The sequence below is a fragment of the Oceanisphaera psychrotolerans genome (assembly GCF_001870485.1).
Lineage (GTDB): Bacteria > Pseudomonadota > Gammaproteobacteria > Enterobacterales > Aeromonadaceae > Oceanimonas > Oceanimonas psychrotolerans.
In genome coordinates, this window is sequence record NZ_MDKE01000069.1 from 58,701 (window position 1) to 82,241 (window position 23,541).

Consider the following 23,541-nt stretch of genomic DNA (forward strand, 5'->3'; position numbering starts at 1 on the left):
TTCATAGCCGGGATAGCCTTAGTGAGTTGGTCATTACGATCAGCGAGCTGGCCGACATGCCGGCCATGGCGAACCAGGGGGAGACCTGGCCCATGGCCGCCAGCGGCAATACCACCAGGTTATAGCCCAGCGCCCAGCTGAAATTCTGCTTGATCACCCGTCGACAGCGGGCGGCGATATGACGGGCGGTCAGTATATGCTGCAGGTTGTCGGAGAGCAGCAGGGCATCGGCGCTGTTCTTGGCGATGTCGGTGCCACCCGCCATGGCAAAGGACACATGGGCGCCGGCCAGGACCGGCGCATCGTTGATGCCATCCCCCACCATCAGGCATATCTCGCCGGCCCGGCCGCAGCGTCGGAGGTAGGCCAGCTTGTCATCGGGGCTGGCATGCTTGACCAGCTTGTCGACACCCAGCCGCTCGGCTACCTGTTCGGCCTGACCGGAGCTGTCGCCGGTGAGGATGGTGGTGGCAATGCCCTTCGCCCGGCAGTCACGAATCAGCGTGTCGGCTTCTTCCCGAAGCGGATCGGTCAGCACGACACGCGCCACCAGCCCTCGTTCATTGGCCAGATAGACACAGAGCTCCGCATCCTGATTATCCGGTGCCAGCCAGGCACCACTGCCCAACCGCCAGCGATGGCCGTCAATCAGGCCACTGACACCGCGACCGACCCGGTTTTCCCGTTCGGTCACCATTAATCCCTGCTGCCGGTAGGGTGCAAAGGCACGGGCGATGGGATGTTCCGACTGGGCTTCCAATGCGGCGGCCAGCGCCAGGACATCAGACTCGCTCAGCTCGGCCAGCAGGGCTACCGAGCTGACGGCAACCTCGCCTTTGGTCAGGGTGCCGGTTTTATCAAACACGATACGGCTGACCCGGGGGAGGGTATCCAGCACATGGGCCCGGCGTACCAGAATGCCGGAGCGGCTCAGGCGGGAGGTCGCGACCGTGAGCGCAGTGGGAGTGGCCAGCGACAAGGCACAGGGGCAGGTGGCCACCAGTACCGACAGCATCACCCAGAATGCCTTGTCGGCATCGAGCTGCAGCCACACCAGATAGGTCGTCAGTGTGACCAGCAACAGCGCCGCCACGAAGTAGCGGGACAGTTGATCGGCCAGAATGGCCACCCTGGGCTTTTCCGCCAGGGCGTCGTCCTGGGCGCGCAGAATTTCAGACACCCGGGCTTCGGCCAGCGGGCGCAGTACCCGCAGTCGCAATGGCGCTTCGACATTGGTTGTGCCGGCAAAGACAGGGTCACCGGGCTGGCGGCTGACCGGCAGGTGTTCGCCGGTCAGCATCGACTCATCCACGCTGGTGCGGCCATCGAGGATTTCGGCATCGGCCGGGATCCGACCGCCCGGAGCCACCAGTACTATCTGACCGGTCTGCAGGGTTTTGGCGGCCAGCTCCCGCTCGCCATCGTCGGTTTCGACCCGGGCCAGCATGGGGATCAACAGCGTCAGGTTGGCGGTGGTTTCCGAGGCCCGACGTTTGGCGCGCATCTCCAGAAAACGGCTGGTCAGCAGCAAAAAGGCAAACATGGACACACATTCGTAATAGACATCGCCGGTCTGGGTCACGGTGGCATAGACCGAGGCCACAAAGGCAAACACCATCGCCAGCGACACCGGCAGATCCATGTTCAATGCCCGGTTTTTGAGACCGCGCCAGGCATTGCGGTAGAAGGGCAGGGCGGAGTACGCCATCACCGGAACAGACAGCCACAGGCTTATCCAGCGGAAGTACTCGACCAGAGCGGCATCGGTGTCCGGAAACAGATCATCATACAGCGCCAGTGCCACCATCATCACCTGCATGCTGGCGATGCCGGCCACCCCCATGCGCAGCAGGTAGGATTTAACCTCCCGGTTATAAAGCTGCTCCTGCTGATGGGGTTGAAAGGGCCGAGCCTGATAGCCGATATCGGCAAAGGCCGTCAGCAGCCGGCTCAAGGAAACCTGCTCGTCGTGCCAGCGCAGCCGGGCCCGCTCGGTGGTGGTATTGACCTGGATAAGAGCCACCCCCGGAACCCGTGCCAGATGACGTTCAATCAACCAGGCACAGGCGGCACAACTCAGGCCGGAAATAGAGAGCTGAACTTCTTTAAGCTGGTCTTTTTCACTGACGAAGTCCTGCTGTATCTCGGCCAGATCATAGTGCTGCAGCTGTTTCAGCTCGTCGGGGACCGCATCGGCTTTGGGGGCAGGACCGGTGCGGTGCTGGTAGTAGCTGCCCAGTCCGCACTCGATAATGGTATCGGCCACCGCCAGACAACCGGGACAGCAGAAACACTGACTGATCCCATCCAGCTCCAGTTGATGCCGGCTGCCGGCAGGAATGGCTTCACCACAGTGAAAACAGCCGTCCATGATCAACTCCCGGCGCGGATGATCAGCCGGTCCGAAATCGGCAGGCTGATGCGTTTTTGCATACGCCAGTGGCCATCGAACGCTTCAATCTGCAGGTTCCACTGGCCGTCTATCAGCGGGCGATCAAGCCGCTCGCGATAAACACCGGCCGCATCGCTGGTCAGCAGCAACTGCTGATCCTGCTTGGCGAGGGTGGGGTGGTTGAAGAGCACCCGTACCGCTTCACCATTGTTATGACGGCCCTGCATGTGGAGTTCGAGCTGACCGTCCCGATAACGCAGCTCGGCCACCAGACCCAGCTCTTCGGCTTTTTTCACCTCGCTGAGATCCTGATTGATGGCTCGGCCTTTTTTGTAGTAGTCATCGACCACCATGCTGTCGGCCCCGGAACTGGCCAGGTGAAAGGTATAAAGGCTGGCGGCTACCGCGCACAACGGCAACACGATAAGAAACCAGGGCCAGAACTGCTGATACCAGGGACGTTGCATAACCAATTCCTACGACAAAAAAGCGGTGCCTAATATAACAAAAAGCCCCGACCAGCGGGGCTTTTTAATCAAAGCCCCCAACCAGCGGGGCTTTTTAATCAAAGCCCGGCGGGCCTTATTTCACGTTGTTCAGGCTGTAGACGTAAGACGCCAACAGGTGAACCTTGTCTTCGCCCAGAATGTCTTTCCAGGCCGGCATCACGCCGTTACGACCGTTGCGAATGCTGTCTTCCACCGCGGCACGAGAGCCGCCATAGAGCCAGATACCGTCGGTCAGGTTGGGGGCGCCCATGGCATGGTTACCCTTGGCGTCCATACCGTGACAGGCGGCACAGACGGCGAAGCGGGCCTGACCCTTCTGGGCTTCCACCGCATCGACCTTGCGGCCGGACAGGCTCAGCACATAGGACGCGACTTCACGCACACCGTCTTCACCGAGGCTGGCTTCCCAGGCCGGCATGGCACCCTGGCGACCATGGAGCAGCGTGGTCTTGATCTGCTCGGGGGTACCGCCGTACAGCCAGTCGGCATCGGTCAGATTCGGGAAGCCGCGGCCACCACGAGCATCAGAACCATGACACTGGGCACAGTTTTGCAGGAACAGGCGCTGGCCCACCTTGGTGGCATTTTCGTCCATGGCGATATCGGCAATGGCACGGTAGGTCTGGCCATCCGGTTCATAGGCCAGCTCACGGAACTTGGCACCAAAGACTTCATCAGCCTTGACCATTTCCCGCTCATACTGCACCAGCTTGCCCTGCTCGCGCGCGTCGGCAGACGCGGCATGGTATTCCTCCAGCGAGCGAACATTCTGGTTGGAACTCTGCCAGCCCAGCAGGCCTTTAAAGTTGCCCAGACCCGGATACAGCGCCAGGTAGAACAGCGCGAACACCACCATGAAGATAAACAGGTAGCTCCACCACTTGGGCAGCGGGTTGTTCAGTTCTGAAATACCGTCGAAGGTATGCCCGGTCGGCGCGCCTTCTTCCATTCCCATTTTGTCCCGGGAACACCAGATCAGCAGGGCCAGGCAACCAAAAATGGTGCCCAGGCTGATCACGGTTACAAACACACTTAGAAATGTACTCATTTTTTATTAGCTCCTGCGCGATCCTGCTCAGTACCCGAAGAGGTTCCGTTCGCCTCGTCTTCATCAAAAATAGAGCTGGCTATCGCATCAAATGAGTCTTTGCGACGCTTGCCGTAAGCCCACCAGACGATGCCGATAAACAACACCAGCAAGGTCAGTGTCTGATAACTGATCAGGGTTGGCTTGAGCGCCTCCAGGGTACTGATATCCATAATCGACTCCGGTTATTTAAGGGCGTGGCCCAAAGACTGCAGATAAGCGATGATGGCATCCATTTCGGTCTTGCCCTTCACCGCGGCCTCGGCACCTTCAATGTCCGCATCGGTATAGGGAACACCGAAGCTGTCCCGGAACAGGGTCAACTTGGCGGCAGTTTGCTTGCCATCCAGGGTGTTGGTTTCCAGCCAGGGGAACGCAGGCATGTTCGACTCGGGCACCACATTACGCGGGTTGAGCAGATGCACCCGGTGCCATTCGTCGGAGTAACGACCACCGACACGAGCCAGATCCGGACCGGTACGCTTGGAGCCCCACAGGAACGGATGCTCCCACACGCTTTCGCCGGCCACGGAATAGTTACCGTAGCGCTCGGTTTCGGCACGGAAGGGGCGGATCATCTGGCTGTGACACACATGACATCCATCGCGGATATAAATATCACGACCTTCCATCTCCAGCGCGGTATAAGGGCGCAGGCCCTCTACCGGCTCGTTGGTCTGCTGCTGGAAAAACAGCGGGACGATTTCTACCAGGCCACCGAAGCTGATGGCCACTACGGTGAGTACCGCCAACCAGGTAACGTTTTTCTCGACGAGTTCATGACGATTTTTCATTCACAAGTCTCCTTATGCCGGTTGGGGAATAGCTTGCAGGGAGCCTTTTGGCGCCTTAATGGTGCGATAGCTGTTATAAGCCATCAGCAACATGCCGGTCACGAAGAAGCAGCCGCCCAGGAAGCGAACAAAGTAGAACGGATAAGAGGCTTGCAGACTTTCAACAAAGCTGTAGGTCAGGGTGCCATCGTCGTTCACCGCACGCCACATCAGACCCTGCATCACACCGCTGATCCACATGGACACGATGTACAATACGGTACCGATGGTCGCCAGCCAGAAATGCATGTTGATGAGCTTGGTGCTGTACATGCGTTCCTGATTGAACAGGTTGGGGATCAGGTGATAAACCGCGCCGATAGACACCATGGCAACCCAGCCCAGCGCACCGGAGTGCACGTGGCCCACGGTCCAGTCGGTGTAGTGGGAGAGGGCGTTCACGGTTTTGATCGCCATCATCGGACCTTCGAAGGTGGACATGCCGTAGAACGACAGGGACACGATCAGGAAACGCAGAACGGGATCATAACGCAGTTTGTGCCAAGCGCCAGACAGGGTCATGATGCCGTTGATCATACCGCCCCAGGAGGGTACGAACAGGATCAGTGACATGACCATACCCAGTGACTGAGCCCAGTCGGGCAGGGCGGTATAGTGCAGATGGTGCGAACCGGCCCAGATATACAGGGTGATCAGCGCCCAGAAGTGCACGATGGACAGACGGTAGGAATACACCGGACGACCGGCCTGCTTGGGCACGAAATAGTACATCATGCCGAGGAAACCGGCGGTCAGCAGGAAGCCCACGGCGTTATGACCGTACCACCACTGGATCATCGCATCGGCGGCGCCGGCATACATGGAGTAGGACTTCATGCCCGTCAGCGGAATCGCCATGCTGTTGACGATATGCAATACCGCCACGGTCAGGATGAAACCACCGTAGAACCAGTTCGCCACATAGATGTGGGAGGTGGCACGCTTGTACAGGGTTCCGAAAAAGACGATAGCGTAGGCTACCCATACCACGGCGATGGCGACATCGATCGGCCATTCCAGTTCGGCATATTCCTTGGAGGAGGTATAACCCTGAGGCAGGGTGATAATCGCCGCCAGAATAATTGCCTGCCAGCCCCAGAATACGAACGACGCCAGCGGGCCACCGAAGAGGCGAGCCTGACAGGTGCGCTGCACGACATAGAAGGAGGTGGCCATCAGCGCACTACAACCAAATGCAAAAATAACCGCATTGGTGTGCAATGGACGCAATCGGCTATAGGTTAGCCAGGGTGTTTCGAAATTGAGGGCAGGCCAGATAAGCTGTGCTGCAATGAGCACACCCAACGACATACCGACAATACCCCAGATTACGGTCATGACCGTAAACTGGCGAACTACAGTATAGTTGTAGTTTGGTTGATTATTAGTTTGACTCATCGTTATAGTTCCGCTTCCACTGCTGTTATTCAGGTTTGCGCTCACACAGGGTGATCACGTCGGAAGGATTGAAGACAACCGTTTTTCATTGGTGGTATCGGCAACCTGAACCGCTTAGTTAACCTTATGTTAACAAAGCAGATCGGGAGGCTCAGAATACACGGCGCAGATGATAAATGAGTGGCTGCAAAAATAACAGTATAAACAGTAATATGATTACCACTTCAGACCCCCATAAGTCATAAGGGACTGTCTTGATCCAGATCAAGCAGCGGAGTGGATTGTATGCAATACAGGAACTGAATTGGCATGAGAGATCGTTTGACTGGCCCTAAACTGGCGCAGATTTTGCTGGTATTGGGCATTTTATCGGCTGCATTTTGGCTGCGAACCTGCACCGAGAGCAACGACAAGGCTGAATTAGCGAAAGAGAATGTTGATTATTGCGACATAGGTCGCAAAAACTGCAGGGTGGAGCAAGGGGAGCTGTGGGCCGAGGCCCGGTTAAAGGCCGACCGGCTACAGCCGGAATCACCGTTTCAAATGGAACTGACCTTTTCCGAACCCGATGTGAAGGTGACCCGCAGCCGACTGGAAGGAGAAACCATGTATATGGGGACGATGCCGGCCCTGATAAGCGAAGATGCTCCCGGTCACTGGCAAGGTCAGGCCCTGGTGGGAGCCTGTACCGAGGCCCGTATGGTATGGGCCTGGGTTCTGGACATCGAATATAAAGGCGAATCACGCCAGCTGAAGTTTCTGTTTGAAGTGGCACACTGAAACGCCGCCGGGTGACCACCGCCCATGACGGCAACAGGGAGATCACTCATTCAAAACTGTCTTGCAAAAAATCCTGCAACCGACGCCATGAATCCTGATCGGCCGCTTGATTATAACCTACCGGTATATTGAACTCCGCCGCCACCCGATCGGCATCCGGATTGGTAAAGGCGTGCAGGGCACCGGGGTAATTCACCAGCAGGTAATCGGCTTGTGCTGCGTCCATCTCCTGTCGAAAGGCGGCGACCTGCTCGCCGGGTACCATAGGATCGGCGGCGCCATTGAACACCGCGATACGAATGTTACTGCCGGCGGGCAGGGGATCCGCCTTGGGAGTCAGGGAGCCATGAAAACTGGCCACCGCAGCCAGAGGCGCACCGGAGCGAGCCATGTGCAGCACGACACCACCGCCATAACAGTACCCCACGGCCGCGATGGGGCTGCCGGCCACCCGCGGATGGCCGGCCAAGACCTCGCGAGCCGCGTTGAAACGCCGTTCCGCCAGGGGGAGGGAAGCCAGTGATGCCTTGGCGAACGCACCGGCTTCTTCTGGATGGCCGGTCTGTTTGCCGTCACCATACATATCCAACGCCAGGGCGACATAACCGAGTTCGGCCAGCATCTCGGCCCGGAGACGAACATAATCGTTCTGTCCCCACCATTCGTGTACCACCAGCACACCAGGCACCGGGGAGGCCAGGCTGTCATCGAACGCCAGGTAACCTTTAAATTCCTGACCATCAACCTGATAGGTTAACGGCTCGGTTACCACCGCCGCCTGACTGGAAAAACCAATTACGGCGCCAACAAGCAAGGTGTATCTGTTCATCACTCAGTTCCGGGAAAATGATTAAGCCTTAAGCATAGAACAAGTGTGTTTGAGCCGGTGTATAGCCACTAATGCGATAAATGCAGTTATCGGCATTAGTGGCTGTGAATGCGTTATACTGTTCATCCATACAGTTAACATCAGAAAAAGCTGCCCTATGAACACCCCCGTACTACCGCTGTTTGATGCCCCCCAGTACCTGGAAGAGGGTAACAGCGTCGTTAACCAGCATATCGCCGATGTTACCCTGAGCCGGGTGGCTGACGCGGCCTTCATCTATGAACACGCCATGGACTGGCTGCTGGAGAGCCGGTTCAACGAGAATAATTACAAAACCTACCGCAGCGAGCTGACCACGTTTTTGCACTGGTGCTTCGACGTTGAGCAGGTGTCGCCGGTGGAGTTGAACCGGCGAGGCATCAACCGTTACGTAGACTATTGTCTGGCACCGCCAAAACCGTTGATTGCCTACCGTAACGTCGCCCAGTTTGTGTTGAACAAGGACTGGGGCGAACGTCAGCCCAATCCACAATGGCGGCCGTTCCTGGGCAAGAAGATCGACGGCATCGAACAGCCATACCGGTTGAGCGACAAGGCATTGAAAACCAAGATGGCCATACTGTCTTCCTTCTATGGGTATCTGATCAATGAGGAAGTCACCGAGCGTAACCCGGCGGTAATGTGGATGCGCCACAGCCGCTTCGGCTCCAGCCCGGTGGTATTGTCCGGAGTCGGCGAAGAAGACGACGTACGGGTATTCAGCGATCTGCAATGGTCCTATGTGATGAGTACCGCACGCCTGCTGGCGGAGCAAGCTCCCGAACGGCATCAGCGTACCCTGTTTTTGATTTCCCTGATGTACGGCTGCTATCTGCGTATCTCCGAAGTGGCGGCCCGGCCCGGTTTTTCGCCGGTGATGAGCCAGTTTCGCCGCGACGGCCACACCGGGATCTGGAGCTTTCATATTCCGGTGAGTAAAGGTGGTAAAAAACGTACCGTGGCCGTGTCCCGTGAATTGCTCGAGGCCCTGCAGCACTACCGCCGTTATCTCAAGTTGTCACCCTTGCCGGCCCCCAACGACGCCACTCCGTTGTTTGTACGCCACAAAGCCGCCGGCCGGGGACGAGACCAGGGCCTGCTCAATGCCAATCTGGGGATTCGGCAGTTACGGGATCAGCTTGACGAACTGATGGCCGCCGCCGCCGATGCCGCCGAACAGGACGGCTTCGAGCAGGATGCCAGTGAAATGCGCAGCCTGACCGTGCACAGCATTCGTCACACCGGCATTACCCACGACATCAACTACAACGGCCGGCCACTGTCTCATGTGCAAGCCGACGCCGGCCACGACAGCATCGACACCACGTCGCAGTATCTGCATACCGGCAAGGTGGAACGTCATGAAAGTGCCGCCGGCAAACGATTGGACAGGCTTGATATTCAGGACTGACACCAATAAGTTGGGGTCGTCGAAACAGATTTTCCCTGCAATATACAACTTCGCATAATGTATATTATGTTAAATAAACTTCCACGGATATTAAGTTCACGAAGATCAGTGTGGGTTTCAGCTAAAAGTGAGATTTTTACAACACAGTGAGATCCACGCCCGAGCCACCTTGCCTGGCGGCGCCGTGCAAGGTTGTCGGTGTTCGAAATGAAAAACGGGTCGCCAGTGGTGACCGGCGGCCCGTCGACGCATTGGCGTGTGCGATGTCAGAATCCGTTTTCAGCCCCGACTGCACACGACCGGTTTTGTGTGCGTCGAGACCCGTTCGACACAATCCCGCAGGTCTTCATCCTTCAGGAAGATCCGGTTGGTCGACGGCCAAGTCCACATCGAGACTGGCTTTGGCTGGCAACAGCATTTCATGGTCGCTGGAGTTTCCCGGGTTCAGCCATATTACAGCAACACCGTCTCAGGCTATCCGCAGCTTCGGTGCCTGCTCAAGGCTTTGATCGAAAATGCGCGTGGCCACCATTGTCCCAAATGACCACAGCCGGAGACTCAACTGGCACGGCTCACTGCCTGGTTTGCTTCTGGGTTATGGTGCTCAGTCTGGGATTCAACACAGTCTGTTTCTATTTACACTGGCGCCATCCATTACTGATAACAATAAAAACCCGTTCAGCGCCATGTCATGGTTCTGGTCTGGACTCAGAGGTGATACTTCGACAAACTGCATTTACCATAACGCGGGGTTCCCGTATTGTCATGTCAGGTTGGCTATGATTATCCAGATTCCCGCTCAGCGCTATCCATGACCGGGCCTTTTGTATCTGGAGCAGCAAGACACCCACCCTGCCCTGTTCACCGCCGTTAACTTCTTTTTCCTGTTCGGTAAATCTCAAAGTTAACTGGAATTTTTCGGTTAATATCAGAATCAAGCGGAATTTCTATTTTCCTTAACTGGAAATTCAAGCTAACTCCTTGATTTTAAAGTTAACAAAATCTCGTCGTAAAGCAGAACTCACACGCATCTGAAGTCCACTATTAAAATTGGTTCCGGTGAGCCGGTATTTCCTAAAACCGAAAGATCTCCTCCAGGCGGCGTGATGACTTGGTATTCTATGTGGCTGACGGCGCTGGCTGAAGACAACGAGGATGAGCTCACTCTGCATCTCGAGTCCGCTACGAGGCTTTTTAAAGCTTTCGCTCCGACGGTTACTAATGCCTCTTCACATCCAGGCTCCCCATAAACCGAGTTATGCAATTATCCCGGCCGCATACCCTTTTCCTCTGGTACTTCACTTTAATATTTACCATAACGCAGCAATGTCCATGTTTGCGGACTGACTAATGGCTATTTAAACTCCCGATCAAGCCTATGATTGGGGCTTGCATGTCATAAAAAACAAGCGCCCTGCCCTGTTTATCACTGTTAACAGCCACTGTAGCCCTGTGATATATAGGGAGCTATGGTCGGCAAGATCCTGGTGTAGCCGGTTGTTGATCTGGTGGTGACCAACAACCAGGCAAACCGAAGCTGCAAGGCTCGCCAGATCACCGCTGAATACGTTGCCAGCGCCAGCATTTTTGCGATGTCGGTCAGACCGGATATATCGCATAGTGTGGACCAGCTGACAGCCTGATTTTTTACCAAACTTCAGGCACAAAAAAACCCGCCGAAGCGGGTTTTTTAGGTCTTGAATTACCGGAGGGTAATTACAGAGCCTGAATTTGTGAAGCTTGAGGACCCTTGGCACCTTCAGTAGCGGTGTAGGATACTGCCTGGCCTTCTGCCAGTGTTTTAAAGCCACCACCGACGATTTCGGAGAAATGGGCAAACAAATCTTTGCCACCATCAGCGGGAGTAATAAAACCAAAACCTTTTGCTTCGTTAAACCATTTTACGGTGCCGTTAGCCATTTTATCTTACCTTTATTTTAGTGACGAGCTTATGCTCGGAAAATGCAACAAATATCAAAGAAAGGAAGTTTGGTGACTGCAGTACCGTAAGGAACAAACAATATACAAAGGCCGCGCTAACTTGAAACTCTTGCTGACGTGCACTCTACGGAAGCGAGAGGGTGGCGTCAAACATTATCGTGATAATCTTTGTACGTCATTTATACAGGGAAGATTCTTCACGGATCGGAACAGCCTGTAAAGCAGGGCAAGCCGTCAGATTGCAGAAGCTTCTGACGCCAGACGCCAACCAGTTACTTATTCCAGGGAGCCCAATACCGCCCTGATGAATCAGCTGGAGAGCAGCTTTTCGCAGATGGTGCAGACGCTGGCGGAACGGTGTCACTCCCTCCCCCAGTCGCCGCTTGCCTTCAGACAGCTAATGTTAATCAAAGCCTCGATCTTCAATGTGCAAGCAGCCCAGCCAGTGCCAGTATGGTCGCGACCTTTCCGTTTTTGTTGGTGTGAAAACTGATATAGCGCTGAGATGCTTATGTGAGGTTGTTTATTGGTAATAATATGCATGTTGGCATAATAATTATGTGTTAATGCTGTTCCTCAGCGCTACCTGCTTACAATATCTTCGGCTCCGGCACTGACTGCTGCCTTGATCCCCGACCATATACGCTAACGTAGGGAATCCTCACACTTTGACCGACCATTTGCCCGAATGGCCAAAAAATGGTCGGCACATTTACGTCAGGCTGGCCAATCCAAAAGTACTGATTGGCCCTTGTTCCTGCGTGGCAGGCAAGCTCGAATAGTACCCTATCACCGTCATCATAGAGGAAGATGCAATGTACGTACTGATGGATATCATGGTGTCACCCGGCGGCGTGGGAACCTCAGTTTCACCTTATGTGGCCATGTGCCAGAAAATTTTCGAAGACGCCGGCCTCACCCACACCATGCACGGCTACGGCACCAACGTGGAAGGTGAATGGGAAGACGTGATGGCCGCGGTCAAACGCTGCCACGAAGATCTTCATGCGGCCGGAGCCGTGCGCATTACCAGTCACATGAAAGTAGGCACCCGGGTAGACCGCAAGCAGACCATGGCCGATAAGGTCAGCAGTGTGCAGGATAAACTGGACTCCCGATAACGGGTTGCCCCCTGCTATCCAGCCAATGCAATATAACCGGGAAAGGACCCTCGCCAGCCCCGGTTATATCGCCAGCCTCTTCCCTGTCGTACTATGCAAATAAAGGGTATCATTCCGCAATTAGCCGACAAAAACATAGTTATTACATGAAAATAGAACCAAACATCCCGATCATCATGGACGGCGGCATGGGGCGCGAGCTCAAGCGTATCGGTGCGCCCTTCAAACAGCCGGAATGGTCGGCTCAGGCCTTGATTGAAGCTCCGCAATTTGTGTCACAGGCTCATGAACACTTTCTGGCGGCGGGGGCCGAGGTCATTACCACCAATACCTATGCGTTGGTCCCTTTTCATATCGGGGCAGAACGCTTTAACGCGTCCGGCAGCCAGCTGATAAAACGGGCGGCCGGCCTGGCCCGGGACTGTGCAAAGCACTATCCGGCGGCGTCGGTGGCCGGTTGTATCCCCCCGGTGTTGGGTTCGTATCGACCCGATTTGTTTTCATCGGCAGCGGCACAGCCCCTAATCGATGCCATGATAGAAAACCAGAATGAATATGTGGACTTCTGGCTGGCCGAAACCGTGTCATGCCTTGCCGAGGCCGAGCTGATTGCCAACCGGGTTTTACCGACTGATAAAGCACTGTGGATGGCCTTTACCATTCAGGACGAGCCGGACGGAGCGCCCCGCCTGCGCTCCGGCGAAAAGGTGTTTGATGTGGTGCGCCAGCTGGATAAAACCCGGATCTCCGCCATTCTGTTCAACTGCAGCCGTGCCGAAGTCATGGAGCAGGCCATTGTCACCGCCAGACGGTCACTTACCGAGTCCGGTGATGAGCAACATATCCGGCTTGGCGCCTATGCCAACAGCTTCTCGCCCATCGGTCATGAGCACCAGGCCAATAACGGACTCTGCGCGCTCAGGGAAGAGTTAACACCACAGGCCTACCGTGACTTCGCCCGGTCATGGATTCAGGCCGGCGCCAGCATCATTGGCGGGTGTTGTGGTATTACCCCTGCCCATATCAAGGAACTGACCACGCTCAGGGAAAACTGAATCACCTGCTGCCCCTGGATGGAGGTCCGGACAGCAAGCCGAGGGTGATCTGATGCAGGGGCCAATGCCGGATTGGCCTCCCTGCCGGGCAACTTCACTCTATTTCAGTTTTATATTCTGCCTGGTCTCGAATTTTCCCGGGGCTGCACCAGGCAAGGCAGACGTTTATGCTGCTTTATCGTCATTAATCAAGGCGGTTTACTTGTCTGCGTCAGCTGTTTAGACTTCCGCTCCACCTTCTCTATTGGTATTCCCATGACCTTTGCCGAGCTCAAGCTTCATCCTGACCTGTTGGCCGCCTTGCCGTGGCATACGCCGACTCGTATTCAGCAACTGGCCATTCCGGTGGCACTGGCCGGCCAGGATGTCCTGGCACTGGCCAGGACCGGCAGCGGCAAAACCCTGGCCTTTGGCCTGCCATTGGTTCAGGGAGTACAGGTGCAGGGAATACAACCAGCGCCAGCCCCGGTACAGGCGCTGATACTGGTGCCCACACGAGAGCTGGCAACGCAGACAAGTACCGTGCTGCAGCCATTGGCTCGGGCCATGAACATTGGCATCGTGACCCTCTGTGGCGGCGTGGAGCAAGAGCAGCAACTGGCCGAACTCGCCACGGGGCCGCAATTGCTGGTGGCCACGCCCGGTCGCCTGCTGGATCTGCTGGAGCAACAACTGATCAGCCTGGATGCGGTCTCGCAACTGGTGCTGGACGAAGCTGATCGCCTGCTGGAAATGGGCTTCTGGCCCGACATTCAGCGGATATTGGCCAGGCTGCCGGAACAACGGCAGACACAGCTGTTCTCGGCGACCCTGCCCGCCGAACTGGAGGATATTGCCACCCGGTTGCTCATCGACCCTCGCCGTATCGAGGCCCATGCCGGCAACAGCCTGGTTGATGAGGTTGAACAACGTTGTTATCTGGTCAACAAGGGCAGCAAAGCGCAGGCGCTGATCGCCCTGCTCAGACAAGGTGCCTGGTCGCAGGTGCTGGTCTTCATCAATGCGCGGGACAGCGCCGATGCGCTGGCAAAAAAACTCAACAAGGCCGGTATCGATGCCGCCGCCTTGCACGGCGACAAGGAACAACAGGTACGTGCACAGACGCTGACCGAATTTAAAACGGGCCGGTTACGGGTGCTGGTTGCCACCGATCTGCTGGCCCGGGGTATCGATGTCGCGGCGCTGCCGGTGATCATCAATCTGGACCTGCCAGCCAGCGCGCCGGTGTATGTACACCGGGTGGGGCGCACCGCCCGAGCCGGCCGGGAAGGGCTGGCGATATCGCTGGTCTGCCACGCCGAGGCGGAGGCATTGACCGCCATCCGGACCCTGACGGGCGCGGGGCTGCCGCTGCAGGCACTGGACGGTTTTCCGGTCACGGATCAACCAGCCAGCGGCGAGCGTAAACGACCTCCGCGGGACAAACAGGCCAACCGTCGCAGCGCCAGCAAGCGCAGCATCAAGCAGTTTAAATCGCCACGTTGAATCTCTTGTCCCCGATGCATAAGGAAACGGTCACGTGAGCCTGATCGCGAGTTTACCCTGGTATGATTTGCCGGTACGGCAGCCGAAGCTGGATGCATTCTGGTCGGTGTTGAGAAACGAGTTGCATCGATTGAGCGCGCCCCTGTTGCCCGACCGCCTGCCGTTGCCCGAGACACTGAACCGACACACCCCGCTGGTCGAGCAATGGGCCCACCCCGCCTTGCTGCTCAGCCAGTGCTGTGGGCCGGACCTGTTCACTCCCCAGGCACAGGAACTGGTGCCGATTGCCCGGCCGGTGTTCGCCGATCTGGACGGTACTCCGGGCCAGTATTTCAGCCATATCGTCACCGCAAGGGGTCGGGAGCATAGGGGCTCTGGACGCTTCGTGATTAATTCGGCCAGCTCCCGCTCCGGCGGTGCCGCCCTGTTTGAATGGGCAGCCGCCAGCGGGATTGACTGTGACCAGGTGCTGATCAGTGGAGCCCATGCCAGCAGCCTGGATTATCTGCGCCATGGCTGGGCGGATCTGGCGGCCATCGACGCCCACAGCTGGCCCTTGCTGGACACCCGCGGCATCACCATCATCGGCAGAAGTACAGAGGCCCCGACCCCGCCCTTCGTAATGCACCGATGCAGCCCCATTGGCGCGGCGTTGATACGCACAGCGTTGGACTGTGCCATCGAACAGGCGGGCGCCTCAATCCAGATTGCAGAGCTGATGAACATCAACGGCCAGACCTATCAGCCCATGACGGCACCCTGGCACATCAGCCTGCCCGCCGGCGCAGGTGGCATCAGCTGTGCGACAGCCCACCCCTCCCTATCCGCTGGCCAGCGGATGTCCGTTGACCCAGAACCGGTCCCGGGCAATGGTAGCCTTATCCCCATCGGCTCGCTAAAATAACGTCCCTGTTTCGCCTGCCCGAGAATCTCATGGATGTCACCGCCCTGCCCGTCTTTTATCACCAGTTGCATCAGGCCCTGGATCACGGGCTGAATGCACACCCCGATGAAATCCGACGGCTGTTTCATGGCCGCGGGCGCTGCTGGCCGGGGCTGGAGCAACTGACCGCAGACTGGCTGGATGGTCAGTTGCTGGTGTCTCTGTTCAAGGAGCCGGAACCCGAATTTCTGTCTCGGCTCAAGGCCTTGTTGCTGCAGCTGACCGAGCAGGAAGCATGGCATCAGCGCGGTGCCCGTGCCCTGTTATTGCAACATCGCAGTCGGGAAGGTGCACCGATAGAAGTACTCTGGGGCGAGCTCGAGTCTCGCCCCCAGGTACGGGAGCTGGGGCTGTACTATCAGCTGGAGCTGGGCCGCAACCAGAATCACGGGCTTTTTCTAGATATGCGCCTCGGACGCAGCTGGGTGCGGCAACAGGCGCAGGGCAAGCGGGTGCTGAATCTCTTTGCCTATACCTGCGGCTTTTCGGTGGCGGCCATTCAGGGTGGCGCCGAGCAGGTGGTCAACCTGGACATGGCCAGGGCGGCGCTGAGCCGGGGCCGGGACAATCATCGGCTCAATGATCACGACCTGAGCAAGGTGACGTTTCTCGGTCATGAACTGTTCAAATCCTGGGGCAAGGTACGCAAGCTGGGGACTTATGATTTGATCATCATCGATCCGCCTTCATTTCAGAAGGGCAGCTTTGCCCTCACCCAGGATTACCACAAGATTTTGCGACGGTTGCCCGAGCTGCTGACCGAGAGCGGCCAGGTGCTGGCCTGTGTCAACGATCCCGATATTCCCAGCCGCTTTTTAATCGACAACATGGCCGAGCAGGCGCCAGCATTACGCTTCGTCGAACGGCTGGACAATCCCCCCGAGTTTGAAGACATAGACCTGGAAGCCGGGCTCAAGGCCCTGGTGTTCGGCCGCTGCTCCCGGTAATACCGGCGCCAGCCTCACAGATCCTCTTCGGTCATTACCCGGTTCCGCCCCGCCTGTTTGGCGGCATACATCGCCATATCGGCACGGGTGACCAGGCTCTTGCGGCTATCACCGGGTCGCCAGAGACTGACACCTATGCTGAGCGTCACGGTACCTACGCTGCCGAAATCGGTGGCCCCGACGGCTTGCCTGATCCGTTCGGCCAGTGTTCTCGCGTCCGCAAGACTGCAACCGGATGCCAGGATGACAAACTCTTCTCCACCCCAGCGTCCCAGATAGTCACTGTCTCTCAGGGTCTGGTTGATGACCGCCGCCAGGGTGACCAGCACTGCATCACCGGCCTCATGACCGTGATGATCGTTAATGCGTTTGAAAAAATCCACATCAAGCAGCAGCAGCGCCGATGGCCGGCCAACACGTACTGCCAGACTGATGTCGTGCTCGATCGCCTGCTCGATACGATAACGATTCCAGATCTGGGTCAGGGCGTCGGTGGTGGCGATGCCTTCCAGTCTCCGGTTGACCTGGGTCAGGCGGGCGTTGAGGTCACTGATGGCCTTGACCAGAATCGCGACGGTGACATCTTCGCCGATATCCAGTGCCGCCCGCTGTTCCCTGAGTAGCCAGGGTTCGCTCTGCTCCTGCACCTCCTCCACCCAGGTCTCGAATGAACGCAGGGGTGACAAGAGGCGCTGGCCATTCTCGAAATGGCTCAAGGCATCCAGCCGGCCGGCCCAGCGATAATTTTTCAACCGTTCGACACGAAACAGCAACAACCAGCCGCGCTGTGCCGCCTCTAGTGGCAGCGGCACGGCCAGCAGGCCCCCATAACCCGTCAGCTCGACCTCCGTGGCCAGCGGAGTACCGGCCAGATGCTGGCTACACCAGATCCCGCATCCCTGATGATGCGTGTTGAGCCAGCGACCTGTTCGCAGCAAGGCGTTGTTCTCCGGTACCAGACCGGTGCTGTAAGCCTGTCCATGATGGAGCAACGCCACGCCGCTGGCGCTGAATAAAGTCAGCCATTCCTGGCCCCGACGCTGCAACAGCTCCAGCGGATCCTGAAAACCCAATTGATCATCCGCCAGCAGTTCCCGGCAATCCTGAACTCGCCGCAAATAGGCCGTTTCATCTCGGGCCTGGAGCAAAAACAGTCGCTGGGTGGCCATGTGTACCAGGGTATAGACCGCATCACGCACCAGGGGGGACAAGGCGAGCGGCTCGAGTCCATGACAGGCGAGCAGCCCCCACAGATCCTGATCACCCGGAATGGCAATCGACAGCGCCGACTTCACGCCCATATTGTGCAGGTAACGCAGATGCATGGGCGACACCGCCCGCAATACGCCCGGAGACAGGTCCAGCGGCTCCGCCGAGGTATCCATCGCCGGTACCAGCGGCACCGCAGCCACGGTGGCATCGGGAATACTGCGTACCGGGTTGATGCGATACAACGCACGCACCTGTGGCGGTATATCGCTGGCAGGAAACGAATGTCCCAGGTAGCCGAAAACCTGCTCACTGCGACTTTCGGCAACCACGGTCCCGTGCCAGTCGGCATCAAACCGGTACACCATGACCCGGTCATGTCCGGTCAGAGAGCGAACCGCCTGCACCAGCGCCTGCAGCAGACTGTCGGTTGTCTCGGCACCGGCAATACGTGCCAGCCGTTCATTCACCGCCGGCAGCAGCCGCAGTTCTTCCACGCTGCGAACCGGTTCCAGCTCAATCACCACCCGCTGTTGGTGACGATAGGCAATGACCCGGAATCTCCGGCGATGGCCCTCAATCTGCCGGCTGATGAGCAGGCTGCCGGACAACCGTTCATTTGCCTGCAGTTCTCGTCGCAGCCGGTTGATCAGTCTGGCGCCGAGCAGCCCGGAAGGCGTCGCATCCAGCGCCTGTGTCACGCTAACACCTAAAATCTGCCCGATATTGGCACTGACCTGTATGGTCGTCGTCAAGGCATGATCAAGGTGAAACAAACAACCCGCCGGCTGAATGGCGCCGGGAGTATGTACCGCTTCACGATTGCACTGCGCCTGCAGCGCAGCCAGTTCTGGGGTTATCTTGAGGGGCACAGTATCCTTTCCCGCATCAGGTAGAGATCAGCAACGAGTACCCATGACGGTATCCGCCGCCTGATAAGCATCGAGGCAAGACAGAAACAGCCGAAAAGCGCTGTTGGCAGCCGAAGCTGCCGACAGCCATTCCTCTTCGGTACAGTGACATTCGGCAAAGCGCCAGAAATCTCTCCAGTTGTCTTCCTCCTGCGCGACCGAAAAATAGCGGCTCGGCACCTGTGTACCCAGGGTGCGATGAATGTTGTGCGCGATGACCCGGCTGCCCAGCTTGGCCCCTTCCAGCACATACAACAACCCGATTAGCTGGCCGGGACGACCAACGTCGAGACACGCCGTTCCGTCATGTACCGGCAACCGCTGCGCCAGGGTGGTCAAGTCACCCGCCAGTGCCGAAACACGAGATAATAAGGGATAATCCAGTTGCAGTCGGTGCAACCCCCGATGTATGGCCTCTTCCAGCTGACATTGTGCGGGATAAAGCGCCAGCAGCGCGCCTGTATATTCTTCCTGGCGCAATCCCGGTTTGAGCAGGGGGCGTAATACCCGATGGCGGTCCAGATTGCGGTGCGCATCCAGGGTTGACTGCCGGAGATAGGCGCCGAGTGTAGTGGACACAATAATGATCCCTCTTCAGAGCCGATGGCATGGAGCGCTATTATCAAGGAAAAGAATGAGTTAACGCAATTCATAATCGAGGACTCGGGGTTTTCCGTCGGTGCTAGCTGATAACGGCACCTGCCGTCATGCCAACAGGTCGAACAGCAATAGGCGCCAGCCTGATGATATTCCGGTCGTTATCACGTATAAAACGCAATAAAGGCCGTTAATTCGCCCGAACACGCCTCTTGGCACGACATGGTCGTACCAAGAGGATTGGGCAGGTATAAGCCCCCGTATCGAGCAATAAGGAAACTCATGGACATTTTTATCTCGGCCAGCAATGCACTGACCAACTGGCTGGGCGTCACCTTGCCGAAAATTCCCAGCCCGGATGGCAAGCGCGTGGGAACCCAACCGTTGAGCACCGGGTTTGCCCGGGTGTCCTGGCAATGTCATCTGGTAGAACACGGCAACAAGGGCGCTCGGCGCCACCATACGGTGATCGCGGTAGAGGCCTATAGTCGCTACGCCATCCTGCTGCCCTTCAGCCTGCGGCCGACACAGGACGAGCTGGAACAGGTGCTGCTGGAACGCTGGGGTAACGAAGCCCTGCATCTGGCACTGGAAAGTGGCGCCATCAACGACGACGAATTGCCGCTGATGACGGATAACTACCTCACTCAGCCCCGTCAGGTCCACTGGTTCAACAACAACGATCTCAGCGTCAATGGTCATGTTGCCGATGCCGGACAGTGGCTGAAGCAGACCCTGACCCACGAGGGCCTGGACTACCTGGATGATAATCACTGTTACGGCCTGGGGCTGCATATCAACCAGAGGCACAAGAAGGCCGGCAGCAACCGAGCTCCGTCCTTCCGGCCGGTGGTTCGCCTGCTGGACGACGCCCTGTTTCGCTTTGGCAGCGGTCTGGCGGCTGCGTCTTATCCCGACACCCGGGTCGGTGACTTCCCCTGCCCTTACCCGGACCAGCCCGTACGCAATAACGTGGTGCAGCTGGACCATTACCGGCAATACCGATGACAACGATCGGTAGCCATGTCTCCGTGATATCGCCCGGTTGATGATTGATTTACATACAGTGCAGCGTCTAAACCGGCACGAATATGCGCTTTTTACCGCATATTCTCCATCACGCTGTCGACCCCGGGCTCCGCTGCAGTATACTGACCGCAATTTACCAACGCTGATGAGTTTTTGAGTGCAACCACTGAGTCCCGTCGAACTGAATCCCGTTTTTAACCTGCCCGAACTCGCCACCCTGAACGAGGTGCCCTGCCTGCCGTTCAGCGCGCTGCAAGCCCGGGTAGATTCCGCCTTCTCCACCCTGTCGGAATTGAATGCGGTAAATCCGGTGCTGTTACTCAACGGTTTTCCGGGTGCAGATTATGAAGAGCTGGTCCAGGATCTGGTCAGAAAGCATGCCAAGCATGCCGACTTGTTCGATCTGTGTTACGCCGAGAACCTGCATCACCCACAAAAACCCATCTGGCTGAGGCTGAAGGCCGGCACCGGCATCGAGTTCTGCGAGCTGGTCGGTCAGTTGCTGGAGCTGTCATCGCGCCACCTGGAAGCCGAACATGTGGTGCAGCGGATCCTGAAAAAGCAGGGCAACGACGAGAAGATAGCCGACTACCTGTCGCTGTTGTCCCAGCATGTGGCCGCCGGTCAGGGGTTCAGCCACCCGGTGCTGATCAACCTGATGGTGCACCGACACGACCAGACCATTCCCATCGTCTATGCCCGTCAGTTCACCCCCGAACAGCTGTTTGGTGCCATTCACTTTCAGACCGAACAGGGGTCGGTATTCAGCCACCACCATCTGCTGGAGCCGGGGCTGATCCATCAGGCCAACGGTGGTTACCTGATCGTGCCGATCGAAGAGCTGCTCGATCAGCCCAATCTCTGGTTTCGCCTGAAAAATGCCCTCGCCTCTCGCCGGGTGGAATGGAGCCGGTCGGCAGAAATGGCGTCGTTTTATTTTCAGCCCGAGCCGCCCCCGCTGGATATTCACCTGATCCTGGTGGGCGATCGTCTGTCGGTGGCCGAGCTCTATCTGCTCGACCGGGAGCTGGATACCCTGGCCTTTTTGCGGGCAGACATCATTCCCGAGTGGGATGTGCGCGAGGATTTACCTTCTTACCTCGGCTTCCTGTCCCATCTGCGGCAGAAGCACCAGCTGCTGGACATGGACGGCAGCGCCATACTGCGGCTGTGTCGCTATGGCTGCCGACTGACCGAGCACCAGCACCGGCTGTCGCTGGTCGAATCCCAGCTGGTGGCCATGATGCAGCTGTCGGATGTCATCGCCCGACGAGAACAAAGCGAACTGATTACCGAAGCCCATGTACTACTGGCCCAGCAGGAGCAGGACCACCGTCTGAGCTTTCTGGTGGAACAATCGGATCTGGGCGTGCGCGATGGCCAGTATCTGCTGCAGACAAGCGGCAAGATCGTGGGCCAGATCAACGGCCTGTCGGTGATTCAGATCACCGGCCACCCTTACGACTTCGGCGAGCCGGTGCGACTCACCGCCACCGTGCACCTGGGCGATGGCGACGTGGTGGACATCGAGCGCAAGGCCGATCTTGCGGGTCATATTCATGCCAAGGCGATGATGATCATCCACGGCTATCTGTCCAACCTGTTCGGTGCCGAGCACCCTTCACCGCTGTCCGCCAACCTGGTGTTCGAGCAGTCTTACCATGAAATCGACGGCGACAGCGCCTCGCTGACCGGCCTGTGCGCCCTGCTCTCGGCCCTGGCCAAGGAGCCGATATATCAGCACTTTGCGGTGACCGGTGCCGTGGATCAGTTTGGTCATGTGCAACCGGTGGGCGGTGTGAACGAGAAAATAGAAGGCTTCTTTCGGCTATGCAAGATTCAGGGACTGACCGGCGAACAGGGGGTTCTGATCCCCGCCAGTAACCGGCTGCAGCTCAATCTGTCGGATGAAGTCAGTGCCGCCATCCAGGCCGGTCAGTTCCACATTTATCCGGTGGCCCATGTCGAACAGGCCATCGAACTACTGACCGGCAGTGTGGCCGGTGATGTCGAGCAACCGGATACGCTGTTCGGCCGTATTCGTGATCGCCTCGACGAGCTTAACGGCCATACCGTGGAAAGCGGCTTTTTACGGCGCTTGTTCCGACGCTGAAGTGATCGGACTTGTATGGTGAACAACTGTTCGCTAAAGTGACGCCAATTGCAATCCAGGCCCTGCCTGAACAAAATGGAATAGTGAAATGCCTTCACAAAAAGAACTGGGTAAACATTCCTTTACCAGAGAAGAACTGCTGGCCTGTAGCCAGGGTGAGTTATTCGGCCCGGGCAACAGCCAGTTGCCGGCGCCCAACATGCTGATGATGGACCGCATCATGCACATCAGCGACGAGGGTGGCGAACACGGCAAGGGCGAGATCATCGCCGAGCTGGATATCACCCCCGATCTGTGGTTCTTCGACTGCCACTTCCCCGGCGACCCGGTGATGCCCGGTTGTCTGGGTCTGGATGCCATGTGGCAGCTGGTCGGCTTCTTCCTGGGCTGGAAAGGCGGCCCCGGCAAGGGTCGCGCTCTGGGCGTGGGTGAAGTGAAATTTACCGGCCAGATCCTGCCGACGGCCAAGAAAGTGACCTATAAAATTACCCTCAAGCGGGTGATCTGGCGCAAGCTGGTCATGGGTATCGCCGACGGTATCGTGGAAGTGGACGGCCGCGTGATTTATGAAGCCAAGGATCTGAAAGTCGGTCTCTTTACCGATACCTCCAGCTTCTGATCGATCCCCTGACGGCAGCAGAAAACGTTAAGGCCCCGACATGTCGGGGCCTTTTTGTTGAAGGTATCGTTAACTTACTTTATGAAGAGGCCCGAGCCCTTGTCTTCCATGGCATCTCGCCAGCCACCCAACCAGTGACCTTTGGCATCAAAATCATTGTAGGGACATTGCTCTTTGGCTCGACCACTGACTCCGGCCTGGTAACCGCGGGTACGCGCTCTTTCCAAGCGGTCACGTTTTTGTCTCTTCATAGATACAACCCTCATATAATCAACAAAAAGTGCACGGCGGCG

Annotated in this window: 21 protein-coding genes; 10 read left to right on the forward strand and 11 right to left on the reverse strand. The window is 57.3% G+C overall.

The features are described from left to right. Position 1: 1 nt before the first annotated feature. The 6 genes from BFR47_RS16560 to ccoN all read right to left on the reverse strand — a co-directional run bounded on the left by BFR47_RS16560 (position 2) and on the right by ccoN (position 6,219). Positions 2-2,371 (reverse strand): heavy metal translocating P-type ATPase, encoded by a 2,370-nt coding sequence (locus BFR47_RS16560; RefSeq protein WP_071474091.1) that lies wholly within the window; start codon positions 2,369-2,371, stop codon positions 2-4. 2 nt (positions 2,372-2,373) lie between these two features. Then, entirely contained in the window at positions 2,374-2,859 is a 486-nt protein-coding gene (locus tag BFR47_RS16565; protein ID WP_071474092.1) for a FixH family protein, read from the reverse strand. 115 nt (positions 2,860-2,974) lie between these two features. Next, the gene (ccoP, locus tag BFR47_RS16570) at positions 2,975-3,949 is read right to left on the reverse strand and encodes a cytochrome-c oxidase, cbb3-type subunit III (protein WP_071474093.1); all 975 of its coding nucleotides are present in this window, start codon (positions 3,947-3,949) and stop codon (positions 2,975-2,977) included. Then, positions 3,946-4,161, reverse strand: coding sequence for a cbb3-type cytochrome oxidase subunit 3 (locus BFR47_RS16575; RefSeq protein WP_071474094.1), 216 nt, complete (start codon positions 4,159-4,161; stop codon positions 3,946-3,948). The genes ccoP and BFR47_RS16575 overlap by 4 nt, the downstream gene beginning before the upstream one ends. Positions 4,162-4,173: 12 nt before the next feature. Continuing rightward, entirely contained in the window at positions 4,174-4,782 is a 609-nt protein-coding gene (gene ccoO, locus BFR47_RS16580; protein WP_071474095.1) for a cytochrome-c oxidase, cbb3-type subunit II, read from the reverse strand. Positions 4,783-4,794: 12 nt separating this feature from the next. Beyond that, the gene (gene ccoN / locus BFR47_RS16585) at positions 4,795-6,219 is read right to left on the reverse strand and encodes a cytochrome-c oxidase, cbb3-type subunit I (RefSeq protein WP_071474096.1); all 1,425 of its coding nucleotides are present in this window, start codon (positions 6,217-6,219) and stop codon (positions 4,795-4,797) included. A gap of 543 nt (positions 6,220-6,762) precedes the next feature. On the opposite strand from ccoN, the gene BFR47_RS18880 reads away from it, so the two are divergent. Continuing rightward, on the forward strand, positions 6,763-6,999 hold the full coding sequence (locus BFR47_RS18880) for a hypothetical protein (protein ID WP_245748976.1): 237 nt from the start codon (positions 6,763-6,765) through the stop codon (positions 6,997-6,999). A 46-nt stretch (positions 7,000-7,045) separates the two neighbouring features. On the opposite strand, the gene BFR47_RS16595 is transcribed toward BFR47_RS18880, so the two are convergent. Beyond that, positions 7,046-7,828, reverse strand: coding sequence for a dienelactone hydrolase family protein (locus BFR47_RS16595; RefSeq protein WP_071474098.1), 783 nt, complete (start codon positions 7,826-7,828; stop codon positions 7,046-7,048). 157 nt (positions 7,829-7,985) lie between these two features. Between BFR47_RS16595 and BFR47_RS16600 the strand changes: the two genes are divergently transcribed. After that, the gene (locus BFR47_RS16600; RefSeq protein WP_071474099.1) at positions 7,986-9,278 is read left to right on the forward strand and encodes a tyrosine-type recombinase/integrase; all 1,293 of its coding nucleotides are present in this window, start codon (positions 7,986-7,988) and stop codon (positions 9,276-9,278) included. Positions 9,279-10,994: 1,716 nt separating this feature from the next. Here BFR47_RS16600 and BFR47_RS16605 read toward each other — a convergent pair. Further along, positions 10,995-11,198: a cold-shock protein gene (locus BFR47_RS16605; RefSeq protein WP_071474100.1), complete on the reverse strand. Its 204-nt coding sequence runs from the start codon at positions 11,196-11,198 to the stop codon at positions 10,995-10,997. Between the two features lie 836 nt (positions 11,199-12,034). Between BFR47_RS16605 and BFR47_RS16610 the strand changes: the two genes are divergently transcribed. The 5 genes from BFR47_RS16610 to BFR47_RS16630 all read left to right on the forward strand — a co-directional run bounded on the left by BFR47_RS16610 (position 12,035) and on the right by BFR47_RS16630 (position 16,770). Further along, positions 12,035-12,340 (forward strand): MTH1187 family thiamine-binding protein, encoded by a 306-nt coding sequence (locus tag BFR47_RS16610; RefSeq protein WP_071474101.1) that lies wholly within the window; start codon positions 12,035-12,037, stop codon positions 12,338-12,340. Between the two features lie 146 nt (positions 12,341-12,486). Then, positions 12,487-13,395, forward strand: coding sequence for a homocysteine S-methyltransferase family protein (locus BFR47_RS16615; RefSeq protein ID WP_071474102.1), 909 nt, complete (start codon positions 12,487-12,489; stop codon positions 13,393-13,395). A 255-nt stretch (positions 13,396-13,650) separates the two neighbouring features. Then, complete coding sequence (locus BFR47_RS16620) at positions 13,651-14,880, forward strand: DEAD/DEAH box helicase (RefSeq protein WP_071474103.1); 1,230 nt, start codon at positions 13,651-13,653, stop codon at positions 14,878-14,880. A 34-nt stretch (positions 14,881-14,914) separates the two neighbouring features. After that, positions 14,915-15,784, forward strand: a complete 870-nt coding sequence (locus BFR47_RS16625; protein ID WP_071474104.1) for a substrate-binding domain-containing protein — start codon at positions 14,915-14,917, stop codon at positions 15,782-15,784. A 29-nt stretch (positions 15,785-15,813) separates the two neighbouring features. Then, positions 15,814-16,770, forward strand: coding sequence for a class I SAM-dependent methyltransferase (locus BFR47_RS16630; protein WP_071474105.1), 957 nt, complete (start codon positions 15,814-15,816; stop codon positions 16,768-16,770). 14 nt (positions 16,771-16,784) lie between these two features. On the opposite strand, the gene BFR47_RS16635 is transcribed toward BFR47_RS16630, so the two are convergent. Beyond that, positions 16,785-18,851 carry a sensor domain-containing diguanylate cyclase gene (locus BFR47_RS16635; RefSeq protein WP_083399197.1) on the reverse strand — a complete coding sequence of 689 codons (2,067 nt, stop codon included), beginning with the start codon at positions 18,849-18,851 and terminating at the stop codon, positions 16,785-16,787. A gap of 27 nt (positions 18,852-18,878) precedes the next feature. Continuing rightward, a complete protein-coding gene (locus BFR47_RS16640; RefSeq protein WP_071474106.1) occupies positions 18,879-19,469 on the reverse strand; it encodes a biliverdin-producing heme oxygenase in 591 nt (196 codons plus the stop codon). A gap of 300 nt (positions 19,470-19,769) precedes the next feature. Between BFR47_RS16640 and BFR47_RS16645 the strand changes: the two genes are divergently transcribed. The 3 genes from BFR47_RS16645 (at position 19,770) to fabA (ending at position 23,248) form a co-directional block, all read left to right on the forward strand. After that, positions 19,770-20,495 carry a hypothetical protein gene (locus BFR47_RS16645; protein WP_071474107.1) on the forward strand — a complete coding sequence of 242 codons (726 nt, stop codon included), beginning with the start codon at positions 19,770-19,772 and terminating at the stop codon, positions 20,493-20,495. Between the two features lie 178 nt (positions 20,496-20,673). Further along, positions 20,674-22,629: a Lon protease family protein gene (locus BFR47_RS16650; protein WP_071474108.1), complete on the forward strand. Its 1,956-nt coding sequence runs from the start codon at positions 20,674-20,676 to the stop codon at positions 22,627-22,629. A gap of 88 nt (positions 22,630-22,717) precedes the next feature. Further along, positions 22,718-23,248 (forward strand): 3-hydroxyacyl-[acyl-carrier-protein] dehydratase FabA, encoded by a 531-nt coding sequence (fabA, locus tag BFR47_RS16655; protein WP_071474109.1) that lies wholly within the window; start codon positions 22,718-22,720, stop codon positions 23,246-23,248. A gap of 74 nt (positions 23,249-23,322) precedes the next feature. Here fabA and rmf read toward each other — a convergent pair whose 3' ends face one another. Continuing rightward, positions 23,323-23,499, reverse strand: a complete 177-nt coding sequence (gene rmf / locus BFR47_RS16660; RefSeq protein ID WP_071474110.1) for a ribosome modulation factor — start codon at positions 23,497-23,499, stop codon at positions 23,323-23,325. Between the last annotated feature and the right edge of the window lie 42 nt (positions 23,500-23,541).

What these genes read in the sequence shown, in the direction of transcription:
- BFR47_RS16615 (WP_071474102.1), top strand. Translation starts at nt 12,487, where the DNA reads ATGAAAATAGAACCAAACATCCCGATCATCATGGACGGCGGCATGGGG.
- ccoN (WP_071474096.1), bottom strand. Translation starts at nt 6,219, where the DNA reads ATGAGTCAAACTAATAATCAACCAAACTACAACTATACTGTAGTTCGC.
- BFR47_RS16610 (WP_071474101.1), top strand. Translation starts at nt 12,035, where the DNA reads ATGTACGTACTGATGGATATCATGGTGTCACCCGGCGGCGTGGGAACC.
- BFR47_RS16600 (WP_071474099.1), top strand. Translation starts at nt 7,986, where the DNA reads ATGAACACCCCCGTACTACCGCTGTTTGATGCCCCCCAGTACCTGGAA.
- BFR47_RS16630 (WP_071474105.1), top strand. Translation starts at nt 15,814, where the DNA reads ATGGATGTCACCGCCCTGCCCGTCTTTTATCACCAGTTGCATCAGGCC.
- ccoP (WP_071474093.1), bottom strand. Translation starts at nt 3,949, where the DNA reads ATGAGTACATTTCTAAGTGTGTTTGTAACCGTGATCAGCCTGGGCACC.
- BFR47_RS16595 (WP_071474098.1), bottom strand. Translation starts at nt 7,828, where the DNA reads ATGAACAGATACACCTTGCTTGTTGGCGCCGTAATTGGTTTTTCCAGT.
- BFR47_RS16620 (WP_071474103.1), top strand. Translation starts at nt 13,651, where the DNA reads ATGACCTTTGCCGAGCTCAAGCTTCATCCTGACCTGTTGGCCGCCTTG.
- BFR47_RS16565 (WP_071474092.1), bottom strand. Translation starts at nt 2,859, where the DNA reads ATGCAACGTCCCTGGTATCAGCAGTTCTGGCCCTGGTTTCTTATCGTG.
- fabA (WP_071474109.1), top strand. Translation starts at nt 22,718, where the DNA reads ATGCCTTCACAAAAAGAACTGGGTAAACATTCCTTTACCAGAGAAGAA.
- BFR47_RS16575 (WP_071474094.1), bottom strand. Translation starts at nt 4,161, where the DNA reads ATGGATATCAGTACCCTGGAGGCGCTCAAGCCAACCCTGATCAGTTAT.
- BFR47_RS16605 (WP_071474100.1), bottom strand. Translation starts at nt 11,198, where the DNA reads ATGGCTAACGGCACCGTAAAATGGTTTAACGAAGCAAAAGGTTTTGGT.
- ccoO (WP_071474095.1), bottom strand. Translation starts at nt 4,782, where the DNA reads ATGAAAAATCGTCATGAACTCGTCGAGAAAAACGTTACCTGGTTGGCG.
- BFR47_RS16645 (WP_071474107.1), top strand. Translation starts at nt 19,770, where the DNA reads ATGGACATTTTTATCTCGGCCAGCAATGCACTGACCAACTGGCTGGGC.
- rmf (WP_071474110.1), bottom strand. Translation starts at nt 23,499, where the DNA reads ATGAAGAGACAAAAACGTGACCGCTTGGAAAGAGCGCGTACCCGCGGT.
- BFR47_RS18880 (WP_245748976.1), top strand. Translation starts at nt 6,763, where the DNA reads ATGGAACTGACCTTTTCCGAACCCGATGTGAAGGTGACCCGCAGCCGA.
- BFR47_RS16560 (WP_071474091.1), bottom strand. Translation starts at nt 2,371, where the DNA reads ATGGACGGCTGTTTTCACTGTGGTGAAGCCATTCCTGCCGGCAGCCGG.